This is a genomic window from Streptomyces sp. NBC_00433 (assembly GCA_036015235.1).
Classification (GTDB): Bacteria; Actinomycetota; Actinomycetes; order Streptomycetales; family Streptomycetaceae; genus Actinacidiphila.
In genome coordinates, this window is the sequence record CP107926.1 from 6,355,127 (window position 1) to 6,378,774 (window position 23,648).

Annotated in this window: 17 protein-coding genes and 1 tRNA gene; 6 read left to right on the top strand and 12 right to left on the bottom strand. The window is 72.6% G+C overall.

The window, feature by feature from the left end:
- Positions 1–212 precede the first annotated feature (212 nt).
- The 3 genes from OG900_27100 to OG900_27110 all read right to left on the bottom strand — a co-directional run bounded on the left by OG900_27100 (position 213) and on the right by OG900_27110 (position 2,329).
- Positions 213–285, bottom strand: a tRNA-His gene (locus tag OG900_27100).
- A gap of 119 nt (positions 286–404) precedes the next feature.
- Entirely contained in the window at positions 405–1,001 is a 597-nt protein-coding gene (gene orn / locus OG900_27105) for an oligoribonuclease (GenBank protein ID WUH93417.1), read from the bottom strand.
- A gap of 5 nt (positions 1,002–1,006) precedes the next feature.
- Entirely contained in the window at positions 1,007–2,329 is a 1,323-nt protein-coding gene (locus OG900_27110; protein WUH93418.1) for a helix-turn-helix domain-containing protein, read from the bottom strand.
- 771 nt (positions 2,330–3,100) lie between these two features.
- On the opposite strand from OG900_27110, the gene OG900_27115 reads away from it, so the two are divergent.
- Positions 3,101–3,622 (top strand): universal stress protein, encoded by a 522-nt coding sequence (locus OG900_27115; protein WUH93419.1) that lies wholly within the window; start codon positions 3,101–3,103, stop codon positions 3,620–3,622.
- Between the two features lie 132 nt (positions 3,623–3,754).
- Here OG900_27115 and glmS read toward each other — a convergent pair whose 3' ends face one another.
- The 6 genes from glmS to OG900_27145 all read right to left on the bottom strand — a co-directional run bounded on the left by glmS (position 3,755) and on the right by OG900_27145 (position 12,130).
- Positions 3,755–5,569 (bottom strand): glutamine--fructose-6-phosphate transaminase (isomerizing), encoded by a 1,815-nt coding sequence (gene glmS / locus OG900_27120; GenBank protein WUH93420.1) that lies wholly within the window; start codon positions 5,567–5,569, stop codon positions 3,755–3,757.
- 90 nt (positions 5,570–5,659) lie between these two features.
- Positions 5,660–5,935: a hypothetical protein gene (locus OG900_27125; protein ID WUH93421.1), complete on the bottom strand. Its 276-nt coding sequence runs from the start codon at positions 5,933–5,935 to the stop codon at positions 5,660–5,662.
- A gap of 225 nt (positions 5,936–6,160) precedes the next feature.
- Complete coding sequence (locus tag OG900_27130) at positions 6,161–7,327, bottom strand: acyl-CoA dehydrogenase family protein (protein ID WUH93422.1); 1,167 nt, start codon at positions 7,325–7,327, stop codon at positions 6,161–6,163.
- 2 nt (positions 7,328–7,329) lie between these two features.
- Complete coding sequence (locus OG900_27135; protein ID WUH95944.1) at positions 7,330–8,328, bottom strand: hydroxymethylglutaryl-CoA lyase; 999 nt, start codon at positions 8,326–8,328, stop codon at positions 7,330–7,332.
- Positions 8,329–8,405: 77 nt separating this feature from the next.
- Complete coding sequence (locus OG900_27140) at positions 8,406–10,493, bottom strand: ATP-grasp domain-containing protein (GenBank protein WUH93423.1); 2,088 nt, start codon at positions 10,491–10,493, stop codon at positions 8,406–8,408.
- A gap of 8 nt (positions 10,494–10,501) precedes the next feature.
- Positions 10,502–12,130: a methylcrotonoyl-CoA carboxylase gene (locus OG900_27145; GenBank protein ID WUH93424.1), complete on the bottom strand. Its 1,629-nt coding sequence runs from the start codon at positions 12,128–12,130 to the stop codon at positions 10,502–10,504.
- A gap of 97 nt (positions 12,131–12,227) precedes the next feature.
- Here OG900_27145 and OG900_27150 point away from each other — a divergent pair, with 97 nt between their 5' ends.
- Genes OG900_27150 through tesB form a run of 3 tightly spaced genes read left to right on the top strand, consistent with a single transcriptional unit; the run spans position 12,228 to position 14,937 of the window.
- Positions 12,228–12,839, top strand: a complete 612-nt coding sequence (locus OG900_27150; GenBank protein WUH93425.1) for a TetR/AcrR family transcriptional regulator — start codon at positions 12,228–12,230, stop codon at positions 12,837–12,839.
- Positions 12,840–12,898: 59 nt separating this feature from the next.
- Positions 12,899–14,056 (top strand): acyl-CoA dehydrogenase family protein, encoded by a 1,158-nt coding sequence (locus OG900_27155; protein WUH93426.1) that lies wholly within the window; start codon positions 12,899–12,901, stop codon positions 14,054–14,056.
- 5 nt (positions 14,057–14,061) lie between these two features.
- Positions 14,062–14,937: an acyl-CoA thioesterase II gene (tesB, locus tag OG900_27160; protein WUH95945.1), complete on the top strand. Its 876-nt coding sequence runs from the start codon at positions 14,062–14,064 to the stop codon at positions 14,935–14,937.
- A 61-nt stretch (positions 14,938–14,998) separates the two neighbouring features.
- Here the strand turns inward: tesB and OG900_27165 are convergent, their stop codons facing one another.
- Together OG900_27165 and OG900_27170 are read right to left on the bottom strand one after the other, a co-directional pair.
- Positions 14,999–15,631, bottom strand: coding sequence for a histidine kinase (locus tag OG900_27165; GenBank protein WUH93427.1), 633 nt, complete (start codon positions 15,629–15,631; stop codon positions 14,999–15,001).
- Positions 15,632–15,717: 86 nt separating this feature from the next.
- Positions 15,718–16,521, bottom strand: coding sequence for a phosphatase (locus OG900_27170; GenBank protein WUH93428.1), 804 nt, complete (start codon positions 16,519–16,521; stop codon positions 15,718–15,720).
- A gap of 242 nt (positions 16,522–16,763) precedes the next feature.
- Between OG900_27170 and speB the strand changes: the two genes are divergently transcribed.
- Together speB and OG900_27180 are read left to right on the top strand one after the other, a co-directional pair.
- Positions 16,764–17,723: an agmatinase gene (gene speB, locus OG900_27175; protein WUH93429.1), complete on the top strand. Its 960-nt coding sequence runs from the start codon at positions 16,764–16,766 to the stop codon at positions 17,721–17,723.
- Positions 17,724–17,927: 204 nt separating this feature from the next.
- Positions 17,928–21,761 carry an ABC transporter ATP-binding protein/permease gene (locus tag OG900_27180; protein WUH93430.1) on the top strand — a complete coding sequence of 1,278 codons (3,834 nt, stop codon included), beginning with the start codon at positions 17,928–17,930 and terminating at the stop codon, positions 21,759–21,761.
- Positions 21,762–21,795: 34 nt separating this feature from the next.
- On the opposite strand, the gene OG900_27185 is transcribed toward OG900_27180, so the two are convergent.
- A complete protein-coding gene (locus OG900_27185; protein ID WUH93431.1) occupies positions 21,796–23,622 on the bottom strand; it encodes a glycoside hydrolase family 3 protein in 1,827 nt (608 codons plus the stop codon).
- Between the last annotated feature and the right edge of the window lie 26 nt (positions 23,623–23,648).

The following is a 23,648-nucleotide window of genomic DNA, read 5'->3' on the forward strand; positions in this document are numbered from 1 at the left end:
GTCCCACGACGCCGGGGAGTACGGCGATGAAGCCCGATATATCAATGCGATTCGCTATATCCGCGTGATTACCCCCCACTCTGCCCGATCCCGTGCCCGCCCCGCAGCAGAACCGGGAGGCCGCCGGCGGCGCAGGGGCTCACCGGGGGCCGGGGGACGACGAAAGAGGCCGCCGCACCGCGTTTCCGCGGTACGACGGCCTCTTCCAGCAGGGTGAGTGACGGGACTCGAACCCGCGGCATCCTGGACCACAACCAGGTGCTCTACCAGCTGAGCTACACCCACCATGAGCGGCGCTGTCCCGGCCGGTGTTTCTGCTGGGGTGGCGCCGCCTCGAAAAGTGTACAGGGTGGCGAGGGGTGGTCGCGCCCCTGTTTCGCGCGCCTCGCTCTACGCGTCGCCGGTCATCGCACGACGTGGCGGGCGGCGATCGAGCGGGCCGTGTCGGTGTCCGGGCCCGGCTGGGGGACGAAGACGGCCTCGCGGTAATAGCGCAGCTCGGCGATGGACTCGCGGATGTCGGCCAGCGCCCGGTGGTTGCCGTTCTTGTCCGGGCTGTTGAAGTACGCCCGGGGATACCAGCGGCGGGCCAGCTCCTTGATCGAGGAGACGTCCACGATGCGGTAGTGCAGGTGCTGCTCGAGGGTGGGCATGTCGCGGGCCAGGAAACCGCGGTCGGTGGACACCGAATTCCCGCACAGCGGCGCCTTGCGCGGCTCGGCGACCTGCGCCCGTACGTAGTCGAGCACGATCTCCTCGGCCTCGGCCAGCGCCACTCCGCCGGCCAGCTCCTCCAGCAGGCCCGAGGCGGTGTGCATCTGGCGGACCACGTCCGGCATCGTGTCGAGCGCCTCGGCGGGCGGGCGGATGACGATGTCCACCCCCTCGCCGAGCACGTTCAGCTCCGAGTCGGTGACCAGCGCCGCCACCTCGACCAGCGCGTCGTGCGCCAGCGACAGCCCGGTCATCTCACAGTCGATCCACACCATCCGGTCGTTCATGTGCCTCACCCTACGGGGCGATCACGCGGTCCCGGCAGAGCGGCGCCCACACCGCGTCCGGCACGCAGCCGGCCGCGCCCGGGACCGTCCGCGGGATCGCCCCTGCCGGGCTGCTCGGGCACCCGGGTGGCGAAGGCGTCACCGTCCGGCTTCCCGGGCGCCGTCAGCACCTGGGAGACCGGCCCGTGCCCGGCGGCGATGGGCACGCCCGTGGTGCGGCGCAGCGCGGCCAGCTCGGCGGGCACCGTCGGCCGCTCCTGGTCGTCCTGCGGCCTGCGGGCCCGGTAGGCGGCCCGGTAGGACGCGGGGGAGGACCCGAGCTGCCGGCGGAAGTGGCCGCGCAGCGCGACCGGGGAGCGGAAGCCGCAGCGGCCCGCGACCTCGTCCACCGAGTAGTCCGACGTCTCCAGCAGCCGCTGCGCCTGCAGCACCCGCTGGGTGATCAGCCACTGCAGCGGCGCGCTGCCGGTCAGCGACCTGAACCTGCGGTCGAAGGTCCGCCGGCTCATGTAGGCGCGCGCGGCCAGCGCCTCGACGTCGAACTGCTCGTGCAGGTGCTCCAGCGCCCAGGCGACGACCTCGGCCAGCGGGTCGGCGCCGATCTCCTCGGGTAAAGACCTGTCGAGGTGCCGCTGCCCGGTCTGCCAGTCGGCCCGCCGCGGCGGTACGACCAGCCGCCGGGCCAGCGCGGCGGCCGCCTCGCCGCCGTGGTCGGTGCGCACCACGTGCAGGCACAGGTCGATTCCGGCCGCGGTGCCGGCCGACGTCAGGACGTCGCCGTCGTCCACGAACAGCTCCCTGGGGTCCACATGGACCGAGGGGTAGCGCTTGGCGAGCGTGGGCGCGTACATCCAGTGCGTGGTGGCGGGCCTGCCGTCGAGCAGGCCGGCCGCGGCCAGCACGAAGGCGCCGGTGCACAGGCCGATGATCCTGGCGCCCTCCTCGTGGGCCTTGCGGATCGCCTCCAGGGCCTCGGGCGGCGGCGCCTGGGAGATCGACCGCCAGGTCGGCACCACGACCGTGCCGGCCCGGGAGAGCGCTTCCAGGCCGTAGGGCGCGGTCAGTTCGAGACCGCCGGTGGTCCGCAGCGGCCCGTCCTCGCCGGCGCAGACCAGCAGCCGGTAGCGGGGCACCCCCGCGTCCTGGCGGTCTATGCCGAAGACGGACAGCGGTATGGAACTCTCGAAGATCGGGCCACCGCTGAAGAGCAGCACGGCGACCACTTCGGGCCGCCGGCGCGCGGAGAGCTTACGGATGGCGCGAGGTGATGCCGAAGCTGCTTGCGACGGACTCTCCGTCGCCGTACCGGAACCGGACTCCTGGCTCATGGAGCTCAAGCCCCCCTCGAATCGACGCGTCGTCACCTCGGTCCTGCACGTTCCCCCCGCGAGGCCACCCATGATCAAATCTACTGTGCCTGGTGGGGCGCCAGTGACACCTTCGGCACCTGACGGCAAGTCGACAAGACAACGTGGCGTAAAGCATTCGATCACGAAGCGTTTCACTCGTGGCGCCAGGAGGGAAGTACGCCTCCCGTCACTTCGGCCACGCAGCGCGTCATCCGCGACACGCCGCATCGTAGAACCGCAGGTGGCAGAGGTGTTAGCGGGCGCGAATCCGAACGCGGGCGCAGGGCCGAGAAGTTGGCTGAAAAAAGCCGTTCAGGAGTCGGATGCGCGTAAAAGGCGCCGGGTGGTGTGCCGGGGGGCCGTGTCCAGGCCGTACCGCGGCCGGGACCAACGGTTCATTCCGGCGGATTTGCCGTGGCTGGAGCGGGTAGAAGGCAGATACGGAGCACGGCCGCCCGCGGGTGATCCGATGCGCCCCCGGGATGCGCCGGTGCGCCGCGCCGTGCAGCCGGTTGGCGGGATGGCGTTGCGCTCTCGCCGCCGCTCCGGCATTCTCCTGGGAACTCGGGGTACGCGACCTGTGAAGCCGGCGGCGCATCTGTGCAGGCGGACTTCGCAGCCGTACTCTGGAGAGAGCGGGACGGGAAGTGGCGAACTGGCCCATAATGGCCAATCCGGCGGACCGCCCCGCACGCACCGTCCTGTCCGCTGCTCGGCGCGTCAGCGCCGCCCTCGCCGAGAATCCGCATCATGGCCGGTCATGACTTCCCCGAGCCCGCCGATCGCAGGCCGCTCGCCGAATCGGCGGCACTGCCCGAGCAGGCCCCAGCACTGAGCCACGCCTGTGATCCCGCCTTCCGGCACGGCGTCGTGGTGGGCTTCGACGGTTCCGTTTCCAGCGAGCGCGCGCTGTCCTACGCCATCGGCATGGCACGCAGGACGCATTCCGCGCTGATCATCGTGCACGTCGCCAACAGGCTGCCGGCCACCGTGTGGGCGGGCTGCGAGCCGCCCGTCTTCGTCGACGTCCCCGACCACCGCACCGAGGTCCTCGGCTTGGAGCTGGCCTGCGCGGACCACCTCACCGAAATCTCCTGGGTGCTTGTCGAGCGCGGCGGCGACATCTGCCACGAGCTGGAGGAGGTCGGCCGGGAGTACGAGGCCGACGCGATCGTGGTCGGCGGCACCCACGGGCTGGCCGGGCGGATCTTCGGCTCGGTCGCCGGGCGGCTGGCCCGGCGGGCGCAGCGGCCGGTAGTGGTCATTCCGTAGCACCACCGGGGTGCGTTCAGCACCGCACGGCATGCGGGTGGGGCCGGTCCGAGCCACCGGCACCACCCGTCTGCATTTGCACTTGCGCACGGCGTACGGGCCGTGTGCAAGCGCGCGTGGCGTGCGTGCGGGCTACTCCACCGTGACGGACTTCGCCAGGTTGCGCGGCTTGTCGATGTCCCGGCCCAGCGCCAGAGCCGTGTGGTAGGCGAAGAGCTGGAGCGGGATGCCCATCAGGATCGGGTCCAGCTCGTCCTCGTTCTTCGGCACCACGATGGTGTGGTCGGCCTTCTCCTGCTCCTGGTGCGCGACCGCCAGGATCCGGCCGCTGCGGGCCTTGATCTCCTCCAGCGCCGCGCGGTTCTTCTCCAGCAGGTCGTCGTCGGGCACGATCGCGACGGTCGGCATCGACGGGTCGATCAGCGCCAGCGGGCCGTGCTTCAGCTCGGAGGCAGGGTAGGCCTCGGCGTGGATGTAGCTGACCTCCTTGAGCTTCAGCGACGCCTCGCGGGCCACCGGGTAGCCGCGGACCCGGCCGATGAAGAGCATCGAGCGGGCGTCCGCGTAGGACTTCGCCAGCTGCTTGATCTCCGGCTCGGTCTTCAGGATCTCCTCGATCTGGGCCGGCAGCCTGCGCAGCCCCTCGATGATCCGCTTGCCGTCGGTGACCGACAGGTCCCGCACCCGGCCCAGGTGCAGCGCCAGCAGCGCGAAGGCGACCACGGTGTTGGTGAAGCACTTGGTGGACACCACGCACACCTCGGGCCCGGCGTGCACATAGGTGCCGCCGTCCGCCTCCCGGGCGATCGCGGACCCCACGACATTGACCACGCCCAGCACCCGCGCGCCCTTGCGCTTCAGCTCCTGGACGGCCGCCAGCACGTCGTAGGTCTCACCGGACTGCGACACGGCCACGTAGAGGGTGTCGGGGTCCACCACGGGGTTGCGGTAGCGGAATTCCGAGGCGGGCTCGGCGTCGGCGGGGATACGCGCCAGCTCCTCGATCAGCCCGGCGCCGATCTGGCCGGCGTGGTAGCTGGTGCCGCAGCCCAGGATCTTGATCCGGCGCACACCGCGCGCCTCGCGGGCGTCCAGGTTCAGACCCCCCAGGTGCACGGTCGCGAAGCGGTCGTCGATCCGCCCCCGCAGCACCCGGTCGACCGCCTCGGCCTGCTCGAAGATCTCCTTGTGCATGTACGTGTCGTGGCCGCCCATGTCGTACGACTCGGCCTCCCACTCCACGGTGGTCGGCGTGGCCGTGGTCTGCGAGCCCTCGGTGGTGTACGTACGGAAGTCGTCGGCCTTGAGGGTGGCCATCTCGCCGTCCCCGAGGGTGACGACCTGCCGGGTGTGGGCGACCAGCGCGGCGACGTCGGAGGCGACGAACATCTCCTTCTCGCCGATGCCCAGCACCACCGGGGAGCCGTTGCGGGCGACCACGATCCGGCCGGGGAAGTCCTGGTGCAGCACCGCGATGCCGTACGTGCCCTCGACCGACCGCAGCGCCTCGCTGACCTTCTTCTCCAGCGTCTCGGCGGCGGACCGGGCGATCAGGTGGGCCAGCACCTCGGTGTCGGTCTCCGAGGCGAAGACGATGCCCTCGGCGGACAGCCGGGCGCGCAGCTCGGAGGCGTTGTCGATGATCCCGTTGTGGACCACCGCGACCTTCTCCTCCATGTCCAGGTGCGGGTGCGCGTTGACGTCGCTGGGTGCCCCGTGGGTGGCCCAGCGGGTGTGGGCGATGCCGGTGGTGCCGGAGAAGCGCTTCGGGATGCGCGACTCCAGCTCGCGTACCCGGCCCTTGGCCTTGACCGTACGCAGCTCGCCCGACTTGCCGGTGATGACGACGCCGGCCGAGTCGTAGCCGCGGTACTCCAGCCGCTGCAGCCCCTCAAGCAGCAGCGGCGCCACGTCGCGCTTGCCGATGTATCCGACGATTCCGCACATGTGCCGTCCGTACCTCTCCGTCGTCCTCTGTGCCTGGTGTGCCCTGCTTGCCCTGCGTGCTCCGGGCGCCCTGTGCGCCCTGTGCCGCCCTCAGCCGTAGACGATGCGGCGCAGCTGGCGCTGGGAGAGCGCGGCGGGGGCGACCGCGCGGTGCGGCAGCTCCTCGCCGATCCGCTCGAAGATCTCCGCGTTGACCAGGCCCTTCGCCTGGAGCTCGCGGTGTCTGCGGCGGACGTACTCCTCGGTCGTCTCGTCGAAGTAGGCAAGGACGTCCAGCACCACCCGGGACGCCTCGCCGCGGTGCAGCGGCGTGGTGCGCACCAGGTGGTCGATCAGGTCTTCGTAGGACGTCCGGCGTTCGAGCACCCGTTGATACTGATGTGATGATCTTTGCTTTGCAAGAATCCTGCCCGATTCCGGGCAGGATCGCAGGTCAAGAAGAGCCAAAGGAGTGACGTGGGGCTTGTTCGGGGCTTATTTCGGGCGGTGGACGGGTGGGCGGCGGGTCGAGTCGATCGCATCCGGGCGGCGGGACCCGGCGGGCGGGCCGCCGGCCGCCGTGTGGGGCGCCGGCGCCCCCGGCGGGGGGATTCAGCCCGCCAGGCCCAGCTCTCTGGCGATCAGCATCCGCTGCACCTCACTGGTGCCCTCCCCGATCTCCAGGATCTTGGAGTCGCGCCACATCCGCGCCACCGGATACTCGTTCATGAAGCCGTAGCCGCCGTGGATCTGGGTGGCCTCCCTGGCGTTGGTCACCGCGATCTCCGACGAATACAGCTTCGCCAGCGCCGCCTCCTTCTTGAACGCCTCCCCGTGCATCAGCCGCGACGCCGCGTCCCGCCACGCCAGCCGCGCGGTGTGCGCCCGCATCTCCATGTCGGCGATCTTGAACTGGATCGCCTGGTTCGCGCCGATCGGCCGCCCGAAGGCCTCCCTGGTCCGCGCGTACTCCAGCGACTCGTCCACGCAGCCCTGTGCCAGGCCGGTCGCCAGCGCCGAGATCGCGATCCGCCCCTCGTCCAGGATGCGCAGGAACTGCGCGTAGCCGCGGCCCTTCTCGCCGAGCAGATTCGCCGCGGGCACCCGGCAGTCGGTGAAGGACAGCTCCCGGGTGTCCGAGGCATTCCACCCGACCTTGCTGTACTTCTTCGACACAGTGAAGCCGGGAGTGCCCGAGGGCACGATGATCGACGAGATCAGCGGGCGCCCTTCGTCGGTCCTGCCGGTGACCGCCGTCACCGTGACCAGGCCGGTGATGTCGGTACCCGAGTTGGTGATGAAGCACTTGGTCCCGTTGACCACCCACTCCCCGGCCGCCTCGTCCAGCCGGGCCGTGGTGCGGGTGCCGCCCGCGTCCGAGCCGCAGTCCGGCTCCGTCAGCCCGAACGCCCCCAGCATCTCGCCCGAGCACAGCCGTGGCAGCCACTCCCGCTTCTGCTCCTCGGTGCCGAACCTGAACACCGGCATCGCGCCCAGCGACACCCCGGCCTCCAGGGTGATCGCCACCGAGGAGTCCACCCGGGCCAGCTCCTCGAGCACCAGGCACAGCGCGAAGTAGTCGCCGCCCATCCCGCCGTACTCCTCGGGGAAGGGCAGCCCGAACAGCCCCATCCGCCCCATCTCCCGCACGATCTCGTACGGGAACTCGTCCTGCTCGTAGAACCCGCCGATCTTCGGCGCGATCACATCCCTGGCGAACTCCGCGACGGTGGCGCGCAGCTCCTCGTACTCCTCGGACAGGCGGTGGTCGATCGGCATGGCTACTGCTCCCGGTGGGTGAGGGCGCGGACGGTACGGGACGGGCTGGGCCGCCCCAACTGCTCCGCCATCCAGACGCTTGTGGCGCTGAGGCGGTCGAGATCGACCCCGGTGCGGATGCCGAGTCCGTTCAGCATCCACACGAGGTCTTCGGTCGCGAGATTCCCGGTGGCGCTCTTGGCGTACGGGCAGCCGCCGAGCCCGCCGGCGGAGGCGTCCACGACGGTGACGCCCCGCTGCAGCGCGGCCAGCGTGTTGGACAGCGCCTGCCCGTAGGTGTCGTGGAAGTGCACGGCGAGGTGCTCCACCGGGATCCCGCCGCCTATGCCCGGCGTGCCGCCCGGGCCGCCGGTCAACTCGTCCAGCAGCGCCGCGACCTGGCCGGGTGTCGCCACCCCGATGGTGTCGCCGAGGCTCAGCTCGGTGCAGCCCATCCCGTACAGCCGGCGGGCCACCGCCGCCACCTGCCCGATCGGCACCGGCCCCTCCCACGGGTCGCCGAAGCACATCGACAGATAGCCGCGGACCGCCGCCCCCGCCGCCCTGGCCCGTGCCACCACCGGCTCGAACATCGCCAGCGACTCGTCCACCGTCCGGTTGAGATTCGCGCGGGCGAAGGACTCCGTCGCACTGCCGAAGACCGCGATCTCCCGCACACCCAGCTCCAGCGCCCGGTCCAGGCCCCGCTCGTTGGGCACCAGCACCGGCAGCCGCACCGCCCGGTCGCCGTGCCCGTTCGGGCCGGCGGCATCCGTGCCACCGGTCCCGGTGAGGTCGGCGAGCAGCGGCATCAGCTCGGCCGCGTCGGCCAGTTGGGGCACCCACTTGGGGTGCACGAAGCTGGTCGCCTCGATCGTCGTCAGCCCGGCCTCGGCCAGCCGGTGGACGAACTCCGCCTTCACCGCGGTCGGCACGGTCCGCTGCTCGTTCTGCAACCCGTCCCGCGCGCCGACCTCGTGGATCCGCACCTGCCGCGGCAGCCCGTCCGCGGGGACCGCCATCGGCAGCCCGAGGCCCAGCACTTCCGGCACCTCCGGTGCGCCGCCGGCCCCGCTCTCCCGCCCGCCGCCCGTCCCGGTCACGACGCCTCCCCGGGCCGCCCGGCCGCCGGGTCCTGCGTGCCGTCGCCAGGCTGCGCGGCGGGGGTGACCACGGCCAGCACCTGGTCCATCGCCACCGTCGAACCCGCGCTGACGTCGATCTCGGTCACCGTCCCGTCGTGCGGGGCGGTGATCACGTGCTCCATCTTCATCGCCTCCACCACCAGCAGGCTCTGCCCTGCCACCACGTCCTCGCCCTTGGCGACCTTCACCACGGTGACCGTGCCCGGCATCGGCGCGGTCAGCGCGCCGCCGCCCGCACCCAGCGCGGCCCCCCGCAGGGCCGCGGCGACCGGGTCGTACGGCTGCACCCACCAGCTCTCGCCGTCCCGGCCCAGCCACTGGCCGGCCCGGAAGAAGGTGTGCACCAGGCCGCCGGTGTGCAGCCGCGCCCGCGGCCCGTCGAGGGTGACCGTGGCCGCCGTCGCGGGGCCGTCCCCGATCCGCACCTCGCCCTGCCTGACCCGCACCGCCACCGGCTCGTGGCCCGGCACCCGCAGGTGGTGCACGGTCCAGGCCGCCTCGCCGCCGAGCCGCCAGCCGCTGGGCACCGAGAACGGATCGGTCCAGCCCTCCGGTCCCGGCGGCGGGGCCAGCGCCGCCTGCCGCAGCAGCGCCCCGGCCGCGTAGACCTCGTCGGGCACGCCGTCCGGCACCAGCGCGGCGGCCTCCCGCTCGATCAGCCCGGTGTCCAACTCGCCCGCCACTACCGCCGGATGCCCGAGCAGCCGCCGCAGGAAGGCCGTGTTGGTGTCCAGCCCCAGCACCACCGTCTCCGCCAGCGCCGCCCGCAGCCGCCGCAATGCCGTGGCCCGGTCGGGGCCGTGGGCGATCACCTTGGCCAGCATGGGGTCGTAGGCGGTGCCGACCTCGGTGCCCGCCAGCAGGCCGGAGTCCACCCGCACCCCCGGCCGCCCGGCCGGTTCGTGCAGCGCCAGCACCGGTCCCGCCGAGGGCAGGAAGTCGATCCGGCCGTCGCCTGCCCTGGCGGTCTCCGCACAGATCCGCGCCTCGACCGCATGACCGGTGAGCGTCACGTCCTGCTGGCCGAAGTCCAGCGGTTCGCCGGCCGCCACCCGCAACTGCCAGGCCACCAGGTCCAGTCCGGTGACCAGCTCGGTCACCGGATGCTCGACCTGCAGCCGGGTGTTCATCTCCATGAAGAAATACGCCGACGGGTCGGCTCCCGGCACGATGAACTCCACCGTCCCCGCCCCGGTGTAGCCGCAGGACCTGGCCGCCTGCACCGCGGCCTCGCCCATCGCCGCCCGGGTCGCCGGGTCGAGCAGCACCGAGGGCGCCTCCTCGATCACCTTCTGGTGCCGCCGCTGCAACGAGCACTCCCGCTCGCCCAGGTGCACCACATGGCCGTGGGCGTCGGCCAGCACCTGGATCTCGATGTGCCGCGGCCGGTCGATCCAGCGCTCGACCAGCAGGGTGTCGTCGCCGAACGACCCCACGGCCTCGCGCCGGGCCGCGGCGATCTCCTCGGCCAGCGCCGCCTCGTCCCGCACCAGGCGCATGCCCTTGCCGCCGCCGCCCGCGGACGGCTTGAGCAGCACCGGCAGCCCGATCTCCCGGGCGGCCGCGGCCAACTCCGCGTCGGTGAGCCCGCTTCCAGTGCTGCCGGGCACCACCGGCACACCCGCGGCCCGCACCGTCTCCTTGGCCCGGATCTTGTCGCCCATCAGCTCGATCGCGTCGGCCGGCGGCCCGATGAAGACCAGCCCCGCCTCGGCGCAGGCCCTGGCGAAGCCGGCATTCTCGGCGAGGAAGCCGTAGCCGGGGTGGACGGCCCCGGCGCCGACGGCCACGGCGGCCCGCACCTGCTCGGCAGCCGACAGGTAACTCCCCACCCGCACCGCGGTGTCGGCCTCCCGCACATGCCGGGCGTCGGCGTCGGCCTCGGTGAAGGCGGCGGCCGACCGCACGCCCAGCTCGCGCAGGGTGCGGATGATCCGGACGGCGATCTCGCCGCGGTTGGCGACCAGGACGGTGCCGAAGGGGGCGCCCGCGGCGGCGGTGGCGCCGTCCTGGCCGGTGGCGGTGGACTTGCTGCTGGTCATCACGGCCCTCACATCCGGAAGACGCCGTAGCCGGGCGCGGCGGGATCGGCGGTGGGCAGCGGTGCGTTGGTGCAGGCGGTGAGCGCGAGGCCCAGCACGGTGCGGGTCTCCAGCGGGTCGATCACCCCGTCGTCCCAGAGCCTGGCGGTGGCGTAGTAGGCGCTGCCCTGGGTCTCGTACTGCTCGCGGACCGGCTGCTTGAAGGCCTCCTCGGCCTCCTCGCTCCACTTCTCGCCGGCCGCCGCGAGCTGGTCGCGCTTGACGGTGGCCAGCACAGAGGCGGCCTGCTCGCCGCCCATCACCGAAATCTTGGCGTTGGGCCACATCCACAGGAAGCGCGGGCTGTAGGCCCGGCCGCACATCGAGTAGTTGCCGGCGCCGTAGGACCCGCCGATCACCACTGTGAGCTTGGGCACCCGGGCGCAGGCCACCGCGGTGACCATCTTGGCGCCGTGCTTGGCGATGCCGCCCGCCTCGTACTGCCGGCCGACCATGAATCCTGAGATGTTCTGCAGGAAGAGCAGCGGGATGCCGCGCTGGTCGCACAGCTCGATGAAATGGGCGCCCTTGAGGGCCGATTCGGCGAACAGGATGCCGTTGTTCGCCACGATCCCCACCGGGTGGCCCTGGAGGTGGGCGAACCCGGTGACCAGGGTCGTGCCGTACTCCGCCTTGAACTCGGCGAACCGGCTGCCGTCGACCAGCCGGGCGATCACCTCGCGCACGTCGTAGGGGGTGCGGGAGTCGACCGGCACCGCTCCGTACAGCCCCGCGGGGTCCACCGCGGGCTCTTCCGCCGGCCGCAGCGTCCAGGGCGGGGCGCCGCGGGCGGGCAGCGTCGCGACGATGTCCCGGACGATGCTCAGGGCGTGCGCGTCGTCCTCGGCGAGATGGTCGGTGACCCCGGAGATCCGGGAGTGCACCTCGCCGCCGCCCAGCTCCTCGGCGGTGACCACCTCTCCGGTGGCGGCCTTCACCAGCGGCGGCCCGCCGAGGAAGATCGTGCCCTGGTTGCGCACGATGACCGCCTCGTCGCTCATCGCCGGGACGTAGGCGCCGCCCGCGGTGCACGAGCCGAGCACGGCGGCGATCTGCGGGATGCCGCGGGCCGACATCGTCGCCTGGTTGTAGAAGATCCGCCCGAAGTGGTCGCGGTCGGGGAAGACCTCGTCCTGCCGGGGGAGGAAGGCGCCGCCGGAATCCACCAGGTAGACGCACGGCAGCCGGTTGTCGAGGGCGACCTCCTGCGCGCGCAGATGCTTTTTCACCGTGATGGGGTAATAGGTGCCGCCCTTGACGGTGGCGTCGTTGGCGACCACGACGACCTCGCGCCCGGCGACCCGGCCGATCCCGGCGATGACCCCGGCGGCCGGCGCCTGCCCGTCGTACATCCCGTCCGCGGCCAGCGGCGCCAGCTCCAGGAAGGGGGAGCCGGGGTCGAGCAGCCCGTCCACCCGGTCCCTGGGCAGCAGCTTCCCGCGTGCGGTGTGGCGGGCTCTGGCCTTCTCGCCGCCGCCTAGGCGTGCGGCGGCCAGCTTGTCGCGCAGGCCCGCGCTGAGCGCGGTGTGTGCCTGCGTGTTGACGCGAAACGCCTCCGACGCCGGATCCGCGGCGCTGGACAGGGCGGGTGCTGCCATGGTTCGGCCCCCCGGTGGTGCGAATGAGGATGTTAGCGAGCGTTAACTGATGACACCACGTTAACGCTCGCTAACAGGATTGTCTAGACTCGATCCCATGAACTCGACGAACACGGCGGTCAGCCGCCGCGACCAGATCCTCAGGGAGGCCGCGCGGCTGTTCGCCGAGCGCGGCTTCCACGGTGTGGGGGTGGACGAGATAGGTGCCGCGGTCGGCATCAGCGGCCCGGGGCTCTACCGGCACTTCGCGGGCAAGGACGCCATGCTCGCCGAGTTGCTGGTCGGGATCAGCGGCCGGCTGCTGACCGCGGGCAAGCGGCGGGTGGCGGAGGCGGCGGATCCCGAGGCGGCGCTCGACGCGCTGATCCGCGGCCACATCGAGTTCGCGATCGACGACCGCCCGCTGATCACCCTGCACGACCGGGAGCTCGACCGGCTGCGCGAGTCCGACCGCAAGCTGGTCCGCCAGCTCCAGCGCCAGTATGTGGAGGAGTGGGTGGCCGTGGTCGCCCGCGTCCATCCCGGCGCGACGGAGCGCGAGGCGCGGGCCGCCGTCCACGCGGTCTTCGGCCTGCTGAATTCGACGCCCCACCTGGGGGCCCAGTCCAGCCTCCCGGGCCGCAGGGAGATGTCGGAGCTGCTGCGCAGGCTGGCGCTGGGCGCCCTGGGTGCCCTGGACAGCACCGCGGACTGGCGGGTAACTTACTGAGCGCTTGCTTATCACCAGAGAGCAGCGGTCAGTCACCACTCGCCGACGGGAGGCGCGCTGTGCGTCGTACGGTGTTCAACGAGGACCACGAAGCATTCCGCGGGACGATACGCGCCTTCATCGAGGCCGAGGTCGTCCCCGTGTACGACGAGTGGCTGGCCGCGGGGCAGGCTCCGCGTGACTTCTACTACAAGCTCGGTGAGCTGGGCGTCTTCGGTATCGAGGTGCCCGAGGAATTCGGCGGCGCCGGCGAGGAGAGCTTCAAGTTCCAGGCCGTCCTCAGCGAGGAGTGCGCCCGCGCCGGAGTCAGCTTCGGCGGCAGCAGCGTGCACACCGGGCTGTGCCTGCCGTATGTGACGGCCTACGCCACCGACGAGCAGAAGAAGCGCTGGTTGCCCGGCTTCGCCACCGGCGAGACGATGTTCGCCATCGCGATGACCGAGCCGGGCACCGGCTCGGACCTGGCAGGGATGAAGACCACCGCCAAGCTCTCCGCCGACGGCACCCACTACGTGCTCAACGGCGCCAAGACCTTCATCACCGGCGGTGTCCACGCCGACCGCGTCATCGTCTGCGCCCGCACCGCGCCGGCCACCGCGGAGGACCGCAGGGCGGGCATCTCCCTCTTCGTGGTCGACACGAAGTCCGCGGGCTACGTGATCGGCCGCAAACTCGACAAGCTCGGCCTGAAGGCCTCCGACACCGCGGAGCTGTCCTTCTCCGACGTCAAGGTGCCGCTGGACGACCTGCTCGGCGAGGAGGGCAAGGGCTTCTCCTACCTCGGCCAGAACCTCCCCCAGGAGCGGCTGGCCATCGCGGTCGGCGCCTACGCGCAGGCCGCCGCGGCGATCCGCTTCGCCCAGGCTTACGTCCAGGACCGGACCGTCTTCGGCAAGACCGTCGCGTCCTTCCAGAACACCAAGTTCGAGCTGGCCGCATGCAAGGCCGAGGTGGACGCCGCCGAGGCCGTCGTCGACCGCGCGCTGGACGCCCACGACCGGCGCGAGCTGACGGCCGCGGACGCCGCGTCCGCGAAGCTGTTCTGCACCGAGGTCGCCGCCCGGGTGATCGACCGCTGCCTGCAGCTGCACGGTGGGTACGGTTACATGAACGAGTACCCGATCGCGCGCCTGTACGCCGACAACCGCGTGAACCGCATCTACGGCGGCACCAGCGAGGTCATGAAGTCGATCATCGCCAAGTCGATGGGCCTGTGAGCGAACTGAACGAGCCTCTTGAAGCCCTGCTCGACCTGCTCGACCTGGAGCGGATCGAGCAGGACATCTTCCGCGGGGTCAGCCGCACGGCTGTCGTGCCGCGGGTCTTCGGCGGCCAGGTGGCCGCGCAGGCCCTGGTCGCGGCCGGCCGCACCGTCCCCGAGGAGCGCGGCGCGCACTCGCTGCACGCGTATTTCCTGCGCCCGGGCGATCCAGGGGCGCCGATCGTCTACCAGGTCGACCGCATCCGCGACGGCCGCTCCTTCACCACCCGGCGGGTGGTGGCGGTCCAGCACGGCCAGCCGATCTTCCACCTCTCCGCCTCCTTCCAGACCGCCGAGGAGGGTCTGGAGCACCAGGAGCCGATGCCGCAAGCGCCCGACCCCGAGACGCTGCCCGAGGCGGCTGAGCTGCTGCCGGCCCACGCCGACAAATTCCCCGACCCCAGCGTGATCGACCGGCTGCTCGAAGCCCGCGCCGCCGTCGACCTCCGCTATGTCGAGGACCCGCCGTTCCTGACCGCGGGCACCGCCCGCGAACCGCGCTCGCAGGTCTGGTTCCGCACCCGCGGCAAGCTGGCCGACGACCCGCTGCTGCACGTCTGCCTGGCCACGTATGTCTCGGACATGACGCTGCTGGACTCGGTGCTGCTCGCCCACGGCCGCGGCGGTTGGGCGGTCGGCGACGTGGTCGGCGCCAGCCTGGACCATGCCATGTGGTTCCACCGGCCCTTCCGCGCCGACGAGTGGCTGCTCTACGACCAGCAGAGCCCGTCCGCCTCCGGCGGGCGGGGCCTGGCCTCGGCCCGTATCTACACCCAGGACGGCAGGCTGGCCGTCTCGGTGATCCAGGAGGGCCTGGTCCGCATTCCGCGCGCCTGAGGGCGCGGATCGAGGCGCGGGCGGATGCGATCGCGGGGGCGGAGCCGGCGGGGCGCCCGGGTCAGGCCGCCTCGGCGGCCGGGCCGACCGGCAGCGCGGCGAAGTCCCCGCCGAGCTGGACCGCACACTCGCGCAGCCCCTCCAACCCGTGGCCGCCCGACGGCAGCGCGCACGGCGGCGCCTGCGCGCCGGGGCCGTTGCGCACCTCGACCAGCAGGTCCCCGTCGGCCCGCCGGACCAGCACCCGGGTCCTGGCGCCGGGTGCGTGCTTGCGCACATTGGTGAGCGCTTCCTGCACGATGCGGTAGGCGGCGTGCTGCACCTCGGCGGGCGGCGCGCCGCCGTCGTCGTCCGTGCCGTCCGCCACCCCGTCCAGCTCGCCGTGCGTCCGCGGCCCCGCCGCGGCGACCAGCGCCGGGATACCTGCCAGCTCAGGGCCTGCGGCCAGTTCCCGCCCCGACGTCGCCGACAGCCGCAGCAGGCCGACCATCCGCCGCAGCTCCTCCAGCGCGTCCCGGCTCAGCTCCCTCACGGCCCCGGCCGCGGCGCGCGCCTGCGGGCCCTCGGCCGTCACTTCGAGCGCGCCGGACTGCACGGCGATCAGGCTGAGGCGGTGGGCCACCGTGTCGTGCATCCGGCGGGCCAGCCTGGTCCGCTCCCTGACGACCGCCTGCTCCGCCGCCAGCTGAACCACGGCTCCGCCTGCCTTCCTCGACCTCCTTCACTGATCGTAACGAGGGATCGGGGGCACGTCAGGTCCGCGCGGACCTCGACGCAGCGTCAGGCGGGCTGCGGGAGGCCCGCCGCGGCCAGCAGGTAGGCGGTCATCGGCGCGTAGTGGTGCGGCGGCACGTTGTCGTCCAGCGGTACCGTCACCAGCAGGCTGCCCTCGGCCTCGCCGACGAAGAGCGCCGGGTCGTTGCAGTCGGCGAAGCCGACCGTGTCGATGCCGCGGCCGCCGGCGCAGCCGGCCCAGCCGTGGTCGGCGACCACCAGGTCGGGCGGCGCCTGGCCGTCCCGCTCCAGCGCCGCGAGGATCTCCCGCATCGGGTCGGGCGAGTGGGTGTGCACCAGCCCGCCGGCCCGGTGCAGCATGGAGACCGCGGCAAGGTGCCGGATCTCGCCGCCGTCCGCGTAGAGGTGCTCGGCCGGCGTGACCAGGGTGCAGCCCGCCGCCCGCAGCGCGGCGGCCAGCTCGTGGTGCACCGCGTAGAGGCCCGCCGGGTGCCCGGTGGCCAGCAGCACCCGGGAGCGGTTCTCCACCGCCTTGTGCAGCACCACGGCCATCCGGTCCAGCGCGTCCACCGTCAGCTCGGGGTCTATCGTGTCCTGCCCGCTGCGGTACCCCGCGTCGGGCACCACCCCGCAGCGCTCCGCCATCAGGTCGAGAACGGCGTCCCGGTCCGTCCACCGGCTGCCGAGGTCGAGCCCGAACCAGTAGTAGCGGTTGCCCTCCGCCAGCTCCCGGTAGTGGTCGAGGTTGTTCTCCCGGCTGGTGGCGACGTCCCCGGCGATCCGGGTGCGTATCAGGTGGGAGACGAGGGCGCGGCGGGTGGGCGCGGCAGCGGCGGGATCCTTGGGCATGGGGACATTGTCCCGCCCCGACGCGCCCGTGAGCGACCTCCCGCGGATCGACGCCGAGGCGTAATAGACCAGGCCGATGTGCGGAAACGTACATTTCGGGGACTTCCGGCGACGGCGTACGGTCGGCCGGACCCGCACCGCACGCGGACCGCGCGACCAGCGCACGCGGCGGGACGGCCGTGCCCCGCGGAAACCACCGCGGCAGGCGGCCACCGCACAAGCCACGCAGAAAGGCAGCCACCATGAGCAGCGCACAGCCGCGCGGCCCCGTCGACTCCTCGCGCGTCCCGCGCTACGCGGGCCCCGCGACCTTCGCCCGCCTGCCCCGTCTGGACGAGGTCGGCGCCGCCGACGTCGCCGTGGTCGGCGTCCCCTTCGACAGCGGGGTGTCCTACCGCCCCGGCGCCCGTTTCGGCGGCAACGCGATCCGCGAGGCCTCCCGGCTGCTGCGGCCGTACAACCCCGCCCAGGACGCCTCGCCCTTCGCCCTCGCCCAGGTCGCGGACGCCGGCGACATCGCGGTGAACCCGTTCGACATCGGCGAGGCCGTGGAGACCGTGCAGGCGGCGGCCGACGACCTGCTCGGCACCGGGGCCCGGCTGATGACCCTCGGCGGCGACCACACGATCGCGCTGCCCCTGCTGCGGGCCGTCGCCCGCAGGCACGGCCCGGTGGCGCTGCTGCACTTCGACGCCCACCTGGACACCTGGGACACCTACTTCGGCGCCGCCTACACCCACGGCACGCCCTTCCGCCGGGCGGTCGAGGAGGGCATCCTCGACACCTCGGCGCTGTCCCACGTCGGCACCCGCGGCCCGCTGTACGGGCGCAAGGACCTGGACGACGACGAGCGGATGGGCTTCGGGATCGTGACCTCCGCCGACGTCATGCGCCGCGGCGTGGACGAGGTCGCCCAGCAGCTCAGGGAGCGCATCGGCGACCGGCCGCTCTACATCTCGGTCGACATCGACGTCCTCGACCCCGCCCACGCGCCCGGCACCGGCACCCCCGAGGCGGGCGGCCTCACCTCGCGCGAGCTGCTGGAGATCCTGCGCGGCCTGGCCGGCTGCCGGCTGGTCTCCGCCGACGTGGTCGAGGTCGCCCCGGCCTACGACCACGCCGAGATCACCTCGGTCGCGGCCTCCCACACCGCCTACGAGCTGACCACGATCATGGCCCGGCAGATCGCCGCCGCCCGCTGAGTCCGCCGCCCGTCGCCCCCGGGGCCCCTGCCCGCCGCACCGGATCACCCGAAGGGATTAGGACCAATGTCGCACTCGCTTGCGACCTTGGTCGTTGGATTGTTGCAGGAGGATGAAACGTGCAGCCGGGCGCGTTGCATCCTCGGAGCGGCAGGCCGACAGGCCGACAGGGGACGGACGGCAGACGATGGGGTGGAGGACCGCGTGACGAGGTCGAAGCCGGTGACGGCGGCGAAGGACGGCCCGGAGCAGGGGTGGCTCCGGCGGCTGGCGGCGTACAGCTGGCGCTACAGGAGCGCCGTGCTGCTGTCGCTCGGCGCCTCGCTGGCGGGCATGGCGGTCACCGCCCTGGTGCCGCTGGTGCCCAAGCTGATCATCGACGACGTGATCGTCAAGCACGACAAGCCGCTCACTCCCTGGGCGGTCGCCCTGGTCGCCGCCGCCGTCGTGGTCTACGGGCTGACGTATGTGCGCCGGTATTACGGCGGACGGCTCGCCCTCGACGTGCAGTACGACCTGCGCAACGAGATGTTCGGCACGATCATGCGGCTCGACGGCCGCAGGCAGGACGAGCTGAGCACCGGACAGGTCGTCGGCCGCGCCACCAGCGACCTGCAGCTGATCCAGGGGCTGCTGTTCATGCTGCCCATGGTCATCGGCAATCTGCTGCTCTTCCTGCTCTCGCTCGTCGTCATGCTGCTGCTCTCGCCGCTGCTCACCCTGGTCGCGCTGGCCGTCGCGCCCGCGCTGTGGTTCATCGCCAACCGCTCCCGCCGGCGGCTCTTCCCCGCGACCTGGTATGCCCAGGGGCAGGCGGGCGCCGTCGCCGGCATCGTCGACGGGTCCGTCACCGGCGTGCGGGTCGTCAAGGGCTTCGGCCAGGAGCAGCAGGAGATGGGCAAGCTGGCCAAGGTCAGCCGCAGGCTCTTCGCCGGGCGGCTGCGTACGGTCCGGCTCAGCGCCCGCTACACCCCCGCGCTCCAGGCGGTGCCCTCGCTCGGCCAGATCGGCATGCTGGCGCTCGGCGGCTGGATGGCCGCCCGCGGCCAGATCACCCTGGGCACCTTCGTCGCCTTCTCCACCTACCTGGCCCAGCTCACCGGCCCGGTGCGGATGCTCACCATGGTGCTGACCGTCGGCCAGCAGGCCAGGGCCGGCGTGGAGCGGGTCTTCGAGCTGATCGACACCGAACCGACCCTGGAGGAGGGCACCAAGGCGCTTCCCGCCGACGCCGCCGCCACCGTCGAGTTCGACCACGTCACCTTCGGCTACAGCGAGGACCGCCCCGTCCTCGACGGCTTCGACCTGACCGTCGCCCCCGGCGAGACGGTCGCCGTCGTCGGCGCCTCCGGCTCGGGCAAGTCGACCGTCTCGCTGCTGCTTCCCCGCCTCTACGACGTCACCGGCGGCGCCGTCCTGGTCGGCGGCACCGATGTGCGCGAGCTGACCTTCGACTCGCTGCGGTCGGTCATCGGCATGGTGCCCGAGGACAGCTTCCTGTTCTCCGACACGGTGCGCGCCAACATCGCCTACGGACACCCCGACGCGACCGAGGAGCAGATCCTCGCCGCCACCCGCGCCGCCCAGGCGCACGGCTTCATCGCCGACCTCCCGGACGGCTACGACACGGTGGTCGGCGAGCAGGGCCTCACCCTGTCCGGCGGCCAGCGGCAGCGCGTCGCGCTCGCCCGCGCCATCCTCACCGACCCCCGGCTGCTGCTGCTCGATGACGCGACGTCCGCGGTCGACGCCCGGGTGGAGGCCGAGATATTCGACGCGCTGCGCGAGGTCATGCGCGGCCGTACGACACTGCTCATCGCCCACCGCCGCTCCACGCTGGCGCTCGCCGACCGGATCGCGGTGCTCGACGCCGGACGGCTGTCCGACATCGGCACGCACGACGAGCTGCAGGAGCGCAGCGCCCTCTACCGCGCCCTGCTGACCGACCCGGACGCGCTGGGCGCCGACGTGGTCGAGATCGACCCCGCAGGGGCCCTGGGCCGCGCCGGCGAGCCACCCGCGATCGCCGACCCGGGAGAGGGCGACCGGGCTTTCGCCGGCGGCATCACCCCCGAGCTGTGGCCGGCCGACCGCCGTGCCGCCGACGAGGACGACCCGGCCGGCGCCCCGCAGGGCGGAGCGGCGGCGCCGCGGCCCGGCGGCGGTCCCGGCGCGATGGCCGGCGCGCTCGCGGGCATGCCCGCCACCCCGGAGCTGCTCGCCAAGGTGGCCGCGCTGCCGCCCGCCCTCGACACCCCGCAGATCGACGAGGAGCGGGCGCAGCAGGCGGACCACGCCTTCGGCCTGCGCAGCCTGCTGCGCGGCTTCCGCACCCCGCTACTGCTCAGCTTGCTGCTGGTCGCGGTCGACGCCCTCGCCGGACTGCTGCTCCCGGTGCTCATCCGGCACGGCATCGACGCCGGTGTCCGGCGCCAGGCGCTCGGCGCGGTCTGGGTGGCGTCGCTGCTCGGCCTGGGCCTGGTGCTGCTGCAATGGGCGGTGGAGTGGGGCTCCACCCTGCTCACCGGGCGCACCGGCGAGCGGGTGCTGTACACGCTGCGGGTCAAGATCTTCGCGCACCTGCACCGCCTCGGCCTCGACTACTACGAGCGCGAGCTGACCGGCCGCATCATGACCCGGATGACCACCGACGTGGACGCGCTGTCCACGTTCCTGCAGACCGGCCTGGTCACGGCGCTGGTCAGCGTGCTCACCTTCGGCGGCATCCTGGTCGCGCTGCTGGCCATCGACGTCGAGCTGGCACTGGTGGTCTTCGCGACCCTGCCGATCCTCGTGGTCGGCACCTGGTTCTTCCGCCGCAAGTCGGTGCGGGCGTACGAACTGGCCAGGGAGAAGGTCGCCGTCGTCAATGCCGACCTCCAGGAGCATGTCGCCGGGCTGCGCGTCGTCCAGGCCTTCCGCGGCCAGCGGCGCGGCGCCGAGCGCTTCGCCGAGCGCGGCGACGAATACCGCAAGGCACGGGTGCGCGGCCAGTTCCTGATCTCGGTCTACTTCCCGTTCGTGCAGCTGCTGTCCAGCGTGGCGGCCGCGCTGGTGCTGATCATCGGCGCCCACCGGGTCAGTGCGGGCACGCTGACCGCCGGCGCGCTGGTGGCGTATCTGCTGTACATCGACCTGTTCTTCTCACCCGTACAGCAGCTCTCGCAGGTCTTCGACGGCTACCAGCAGGCGTCCGTCTCGCTCGGCCGGATCCGGGAGCTGCTGCGCGAGCCCACCACCACTCCGGCCGCCCCCGAGGCCCGGCCGGTCGGCCCGCTGCGCGGCGAGATCGCCTTCCGCGACCTGCGCTTCCGCTACGGCGGCCCGCAGTCCGAGGGCGCCGAGGCCCTCGGCGGCATCTCCCTGCGGATACCGGCGGGCCAGACCGTGGCCTTCGTCGGCGAGACCGGCGCGGGCAAGTCCACCCTGGTGAAGATGGTCGCGCGGTTCTACGACCCGACCGACGGCGCGGTGCTGGTCGACGGCGACGACATCCGCGAACTCGACCTGACCGCCTACCGGCAGCGGCTCGGCGTCGTCCCGCAGGAGCCGTACCTCTTCGCCGGCACCGTGCGCGACGCCATCGCCTACGGCAGGGCGGAGGCGAGTGACGCCGAAGTGGAGGCCGCGGCCCGGGCGGTCGGCGCGCACGCGATGATCGCGACCCTGGACGGCGGCTATCTGCACCAGGTCGCCGAGCGCGGCCGCAATCTGTCCGCGGGCCAGCGGCAGCTGATAGCGCTCGCCCGCGCCGAACTGGTGGACCCCGCGATCCTGCTGCTGGACGAGGCGACCGCGGCGCTGGACCTGGCCACCGAGGCACTGGTCAACCAGGCCGCAGACCGGCTCGCGACCCGCCGTACGACGCTCGTGGTCGCCCACCGGCTGAGCACCGCGGCCCGCGCCGACCGGGTGGTCGTCCTCGACCACGGGAAGGTGATCGAGGACGGTACGCACGAGGCGCTGCTGGCTCGTGACGGGCGCTATGCCGACCTGTGGCGCACCTTCACCGGCGAGGTGCGGGCGGCGGCCGCCTGAGGCGCCGTCCGCCCGCACCCCGCCGTCCGCGGTCCTAGTAGTCCAGGCCGTAGCCGATCGGGTAGAGCGCCGTCGCCGGATCGTCGGCGCGCGGCACCGCGACGGGCAGCCGGCCGGCCGGTGCCGCCTTTCCGGCGATCACCCGGGCCGCGGCGCGCATCGACACGTCGGTCCAGCCGTAGGTGGCCAGTGACGCGGCCACCGGCGGCAGATAGGCGATGTCGTACGGGTTGCGGATGGCGACGGTGACGACCGGCACCGACGCGGCGGTGAGCGCGGCGACCAGCGCGATCTGCGCGGGCGCGGCGGACGTCACGTTGTAGGTGCAGACGATCACCGCGTCCTTGCCCGCGGCGGCCGCCACCGCCCGGTCGATCACCGCTTGAGCCGGCGCGGTGCCGGTGGACAGCGCCTGCGCCGGATGGCCGAGGTCGGTGAGCGCCTTGGCCAGCACCGCGGTCGGCGGACCGCCGGTCCCGGACGGCGCCGCCGGATCGGCGCCGACCACCAGCAGATCGCGGTGCGAGCGGCGCGGCAGCGGCAGCGCGGCCCCGTCGTTGGCGAGCAGGGTGATGCCGCGGTCGGTGATCCGGTCGGCGGTCGCCAGATGCGCGCGCGTGCCGACGGCCCGGTCCACCCCGGCGTGTGTGACATAGGGGTTGCGGAAGAGGCCCTTGCGGAATTTGAGCGCGAGGATGCGCTCCAGCGAGACCTCGATGCGCTCCTCGGTCAGCTCGCCCGACGCCACGGCGTCCATGACGCCCTGGTAGGCGACGCCGAGCAGCGGCGGGTTGAGCAGCTGGTCGACGCCCGCCTTGAGGGCGAGCACCGGCACCCGGTCGTCGCCGTACTTCTCCCGCACCCCCGCCATGTCGAGCGCGTCCGTGACCACGACACCGTCGTAGCCCAGCTGCTCGCGCAGCACACCGGTGAGGATCGGGTGGGACAGCGTGGCCGGGTCGCCCGAGTCGTCCAGGGCCGGCACCAGGAGGTGCGCGGTCATGATCGAGTCGATGCCGGCCGCGATCGCCGCGCGGAAGGGCGGGGCGTCGATCGTCTGCCACTGCTCCAGCGAATGGGTGATGACCGGCAGCGAGAAGTGGCTGTCGGTGCCGGTGTCGCCGTGCCCGGGGAAGTGCTTGGCGGTGGAGGCGATTCCGGCGCTCTGATAGCCCTTGACCTGCGCCGCGGCCAGTGCGGCGACCGCGGTGGGGTCGCCGCCGAAGGAGCGCACCCCGATCACCGGATTCGCCGGGTTGATGTTGACGTCGGAGACGGGGGAGTAGTTCTGGTTGACGCCCATGGCGGCCAGTTCGGTGCCGATCACCCGGGCGGCCGTCCGTGCGTCCGCGGGGCTGCCGTCGGCGCCGAGCGCCATGCCGCCGCCGAAGAGGGTGGCCGGTGCGCCGATCCTGGCGACCGCGCCCTGTTCCTGGTCGGTGGAGATCAGCAGCGGCACGGGGGTGCCGTGCGAGAGCGCGGCCCGCTGGATGCCGTTGGACAGGTCGGCGACCTGGTGCGGGTTCTGCGTGTTGTGGGCCCACGCGAAGTAGATGATGCCGCCGACGTGGTAGGTCGCGAGCAGCTCCGCGGCGTTCGAGACGCCGATCTCGCTCTGGTTGGCGGCCACGTCCGCGGGGTCGGGGTCGGTCGCCGACGCCCCGTAGATCCGCATGACGAACAGCTGGCCGACCTTCTCCTCCAGGCTCATCCGCTGGATGATCGCGCGGATTCTGCGGCGGTCCGCGGCGCTGGGCCTGGAGCCGGCGCCGGCCGCGGCGGAAGGCGCCGCTCCGGCCATGACGACGGAGCCGGCCGCGGCTGCGGTGAGGACACTGCGGCGGGATGGGTGGTGGTGCAAGACGGACTCCTTCTGGACGGAGGAGA

Bases quoted from the DNA above. Each gene is read 5' to 3' on its own strand.
- orn (WUH93417.1), bottom strand. From the start codon at position 1,001: ATGAACGACCGGATGGTGTGGATCGACTGTGAGATGACCGGGCTGTCG.
- OG900_27110 (WUH93418.1), bottom strand. From the start codon at position 2,329: ATGAGCCAGGAGTCCGGTTCCGGTACGGCGACGGAGAGTCCGTCGCAA.
- OG900_27115 (WUH93419.1), top strand. From the start codon at position 3,101: ATGGCCGGTCATGACTTCCCCGAGCCCGCCGATCGCAGGCCGCTCGCC.
- glmS (WUH93420.1), bottom strand. From the start codon at position 5,569: ATGTGCGGAATCGTCGGATACATCGGCAAGCGCGACGTGGCGCCGCTG.
- OG900_27130 (WUH93422.1), bottom strand. From the start codon at position 7,327: ATGCCGATCGACCACCGCCTGTCCGAGGAGTACGAGGAGCTGCGCGCC.
- OG900_27135 (WUH95944.1), bottom strand. From the start codon at position 8,328: ATGGCGGTCCCCGCGGACGGGCTGCCGCGGCAGGTGCGGATCCACGAG.
- OG900_27140 (WUH93423.1), bottom strand. From the start codon at position 10,493: ATGACCAGCAGCAAGTCCACCGCCACCGGCCAGGACGGCGCCACCGCC.
- OG900_27145 (WUH93424.1), bottom strand. From the start codon at position 12,130: ATGGCAGCACCCGCCCTGTCCAGCGCCGCGGATCCGGCGTCGGAGGCG.
- OG900_27150 (WUH93425.1), top strand. From the start codon at position 12,228: ATGAACTCGACGAACACGGCGGTCAGCCGCCGCGACCAGATCCTCAGG.
- OG900_27170 (WUH93428.1), bottom strand. From the start codon at position 16,521: ATGCCCAAGGATCCCGCCGCTGCCGCGCCCACCCGCCGCGCCCTCGTC.
- speB (WUH93429.1), top strand. From the start codon at position 16,764: ATGAGCAGCGCACAGCCGCGCGGCCCCGTCGACTCCTCGCGCGTCCCG.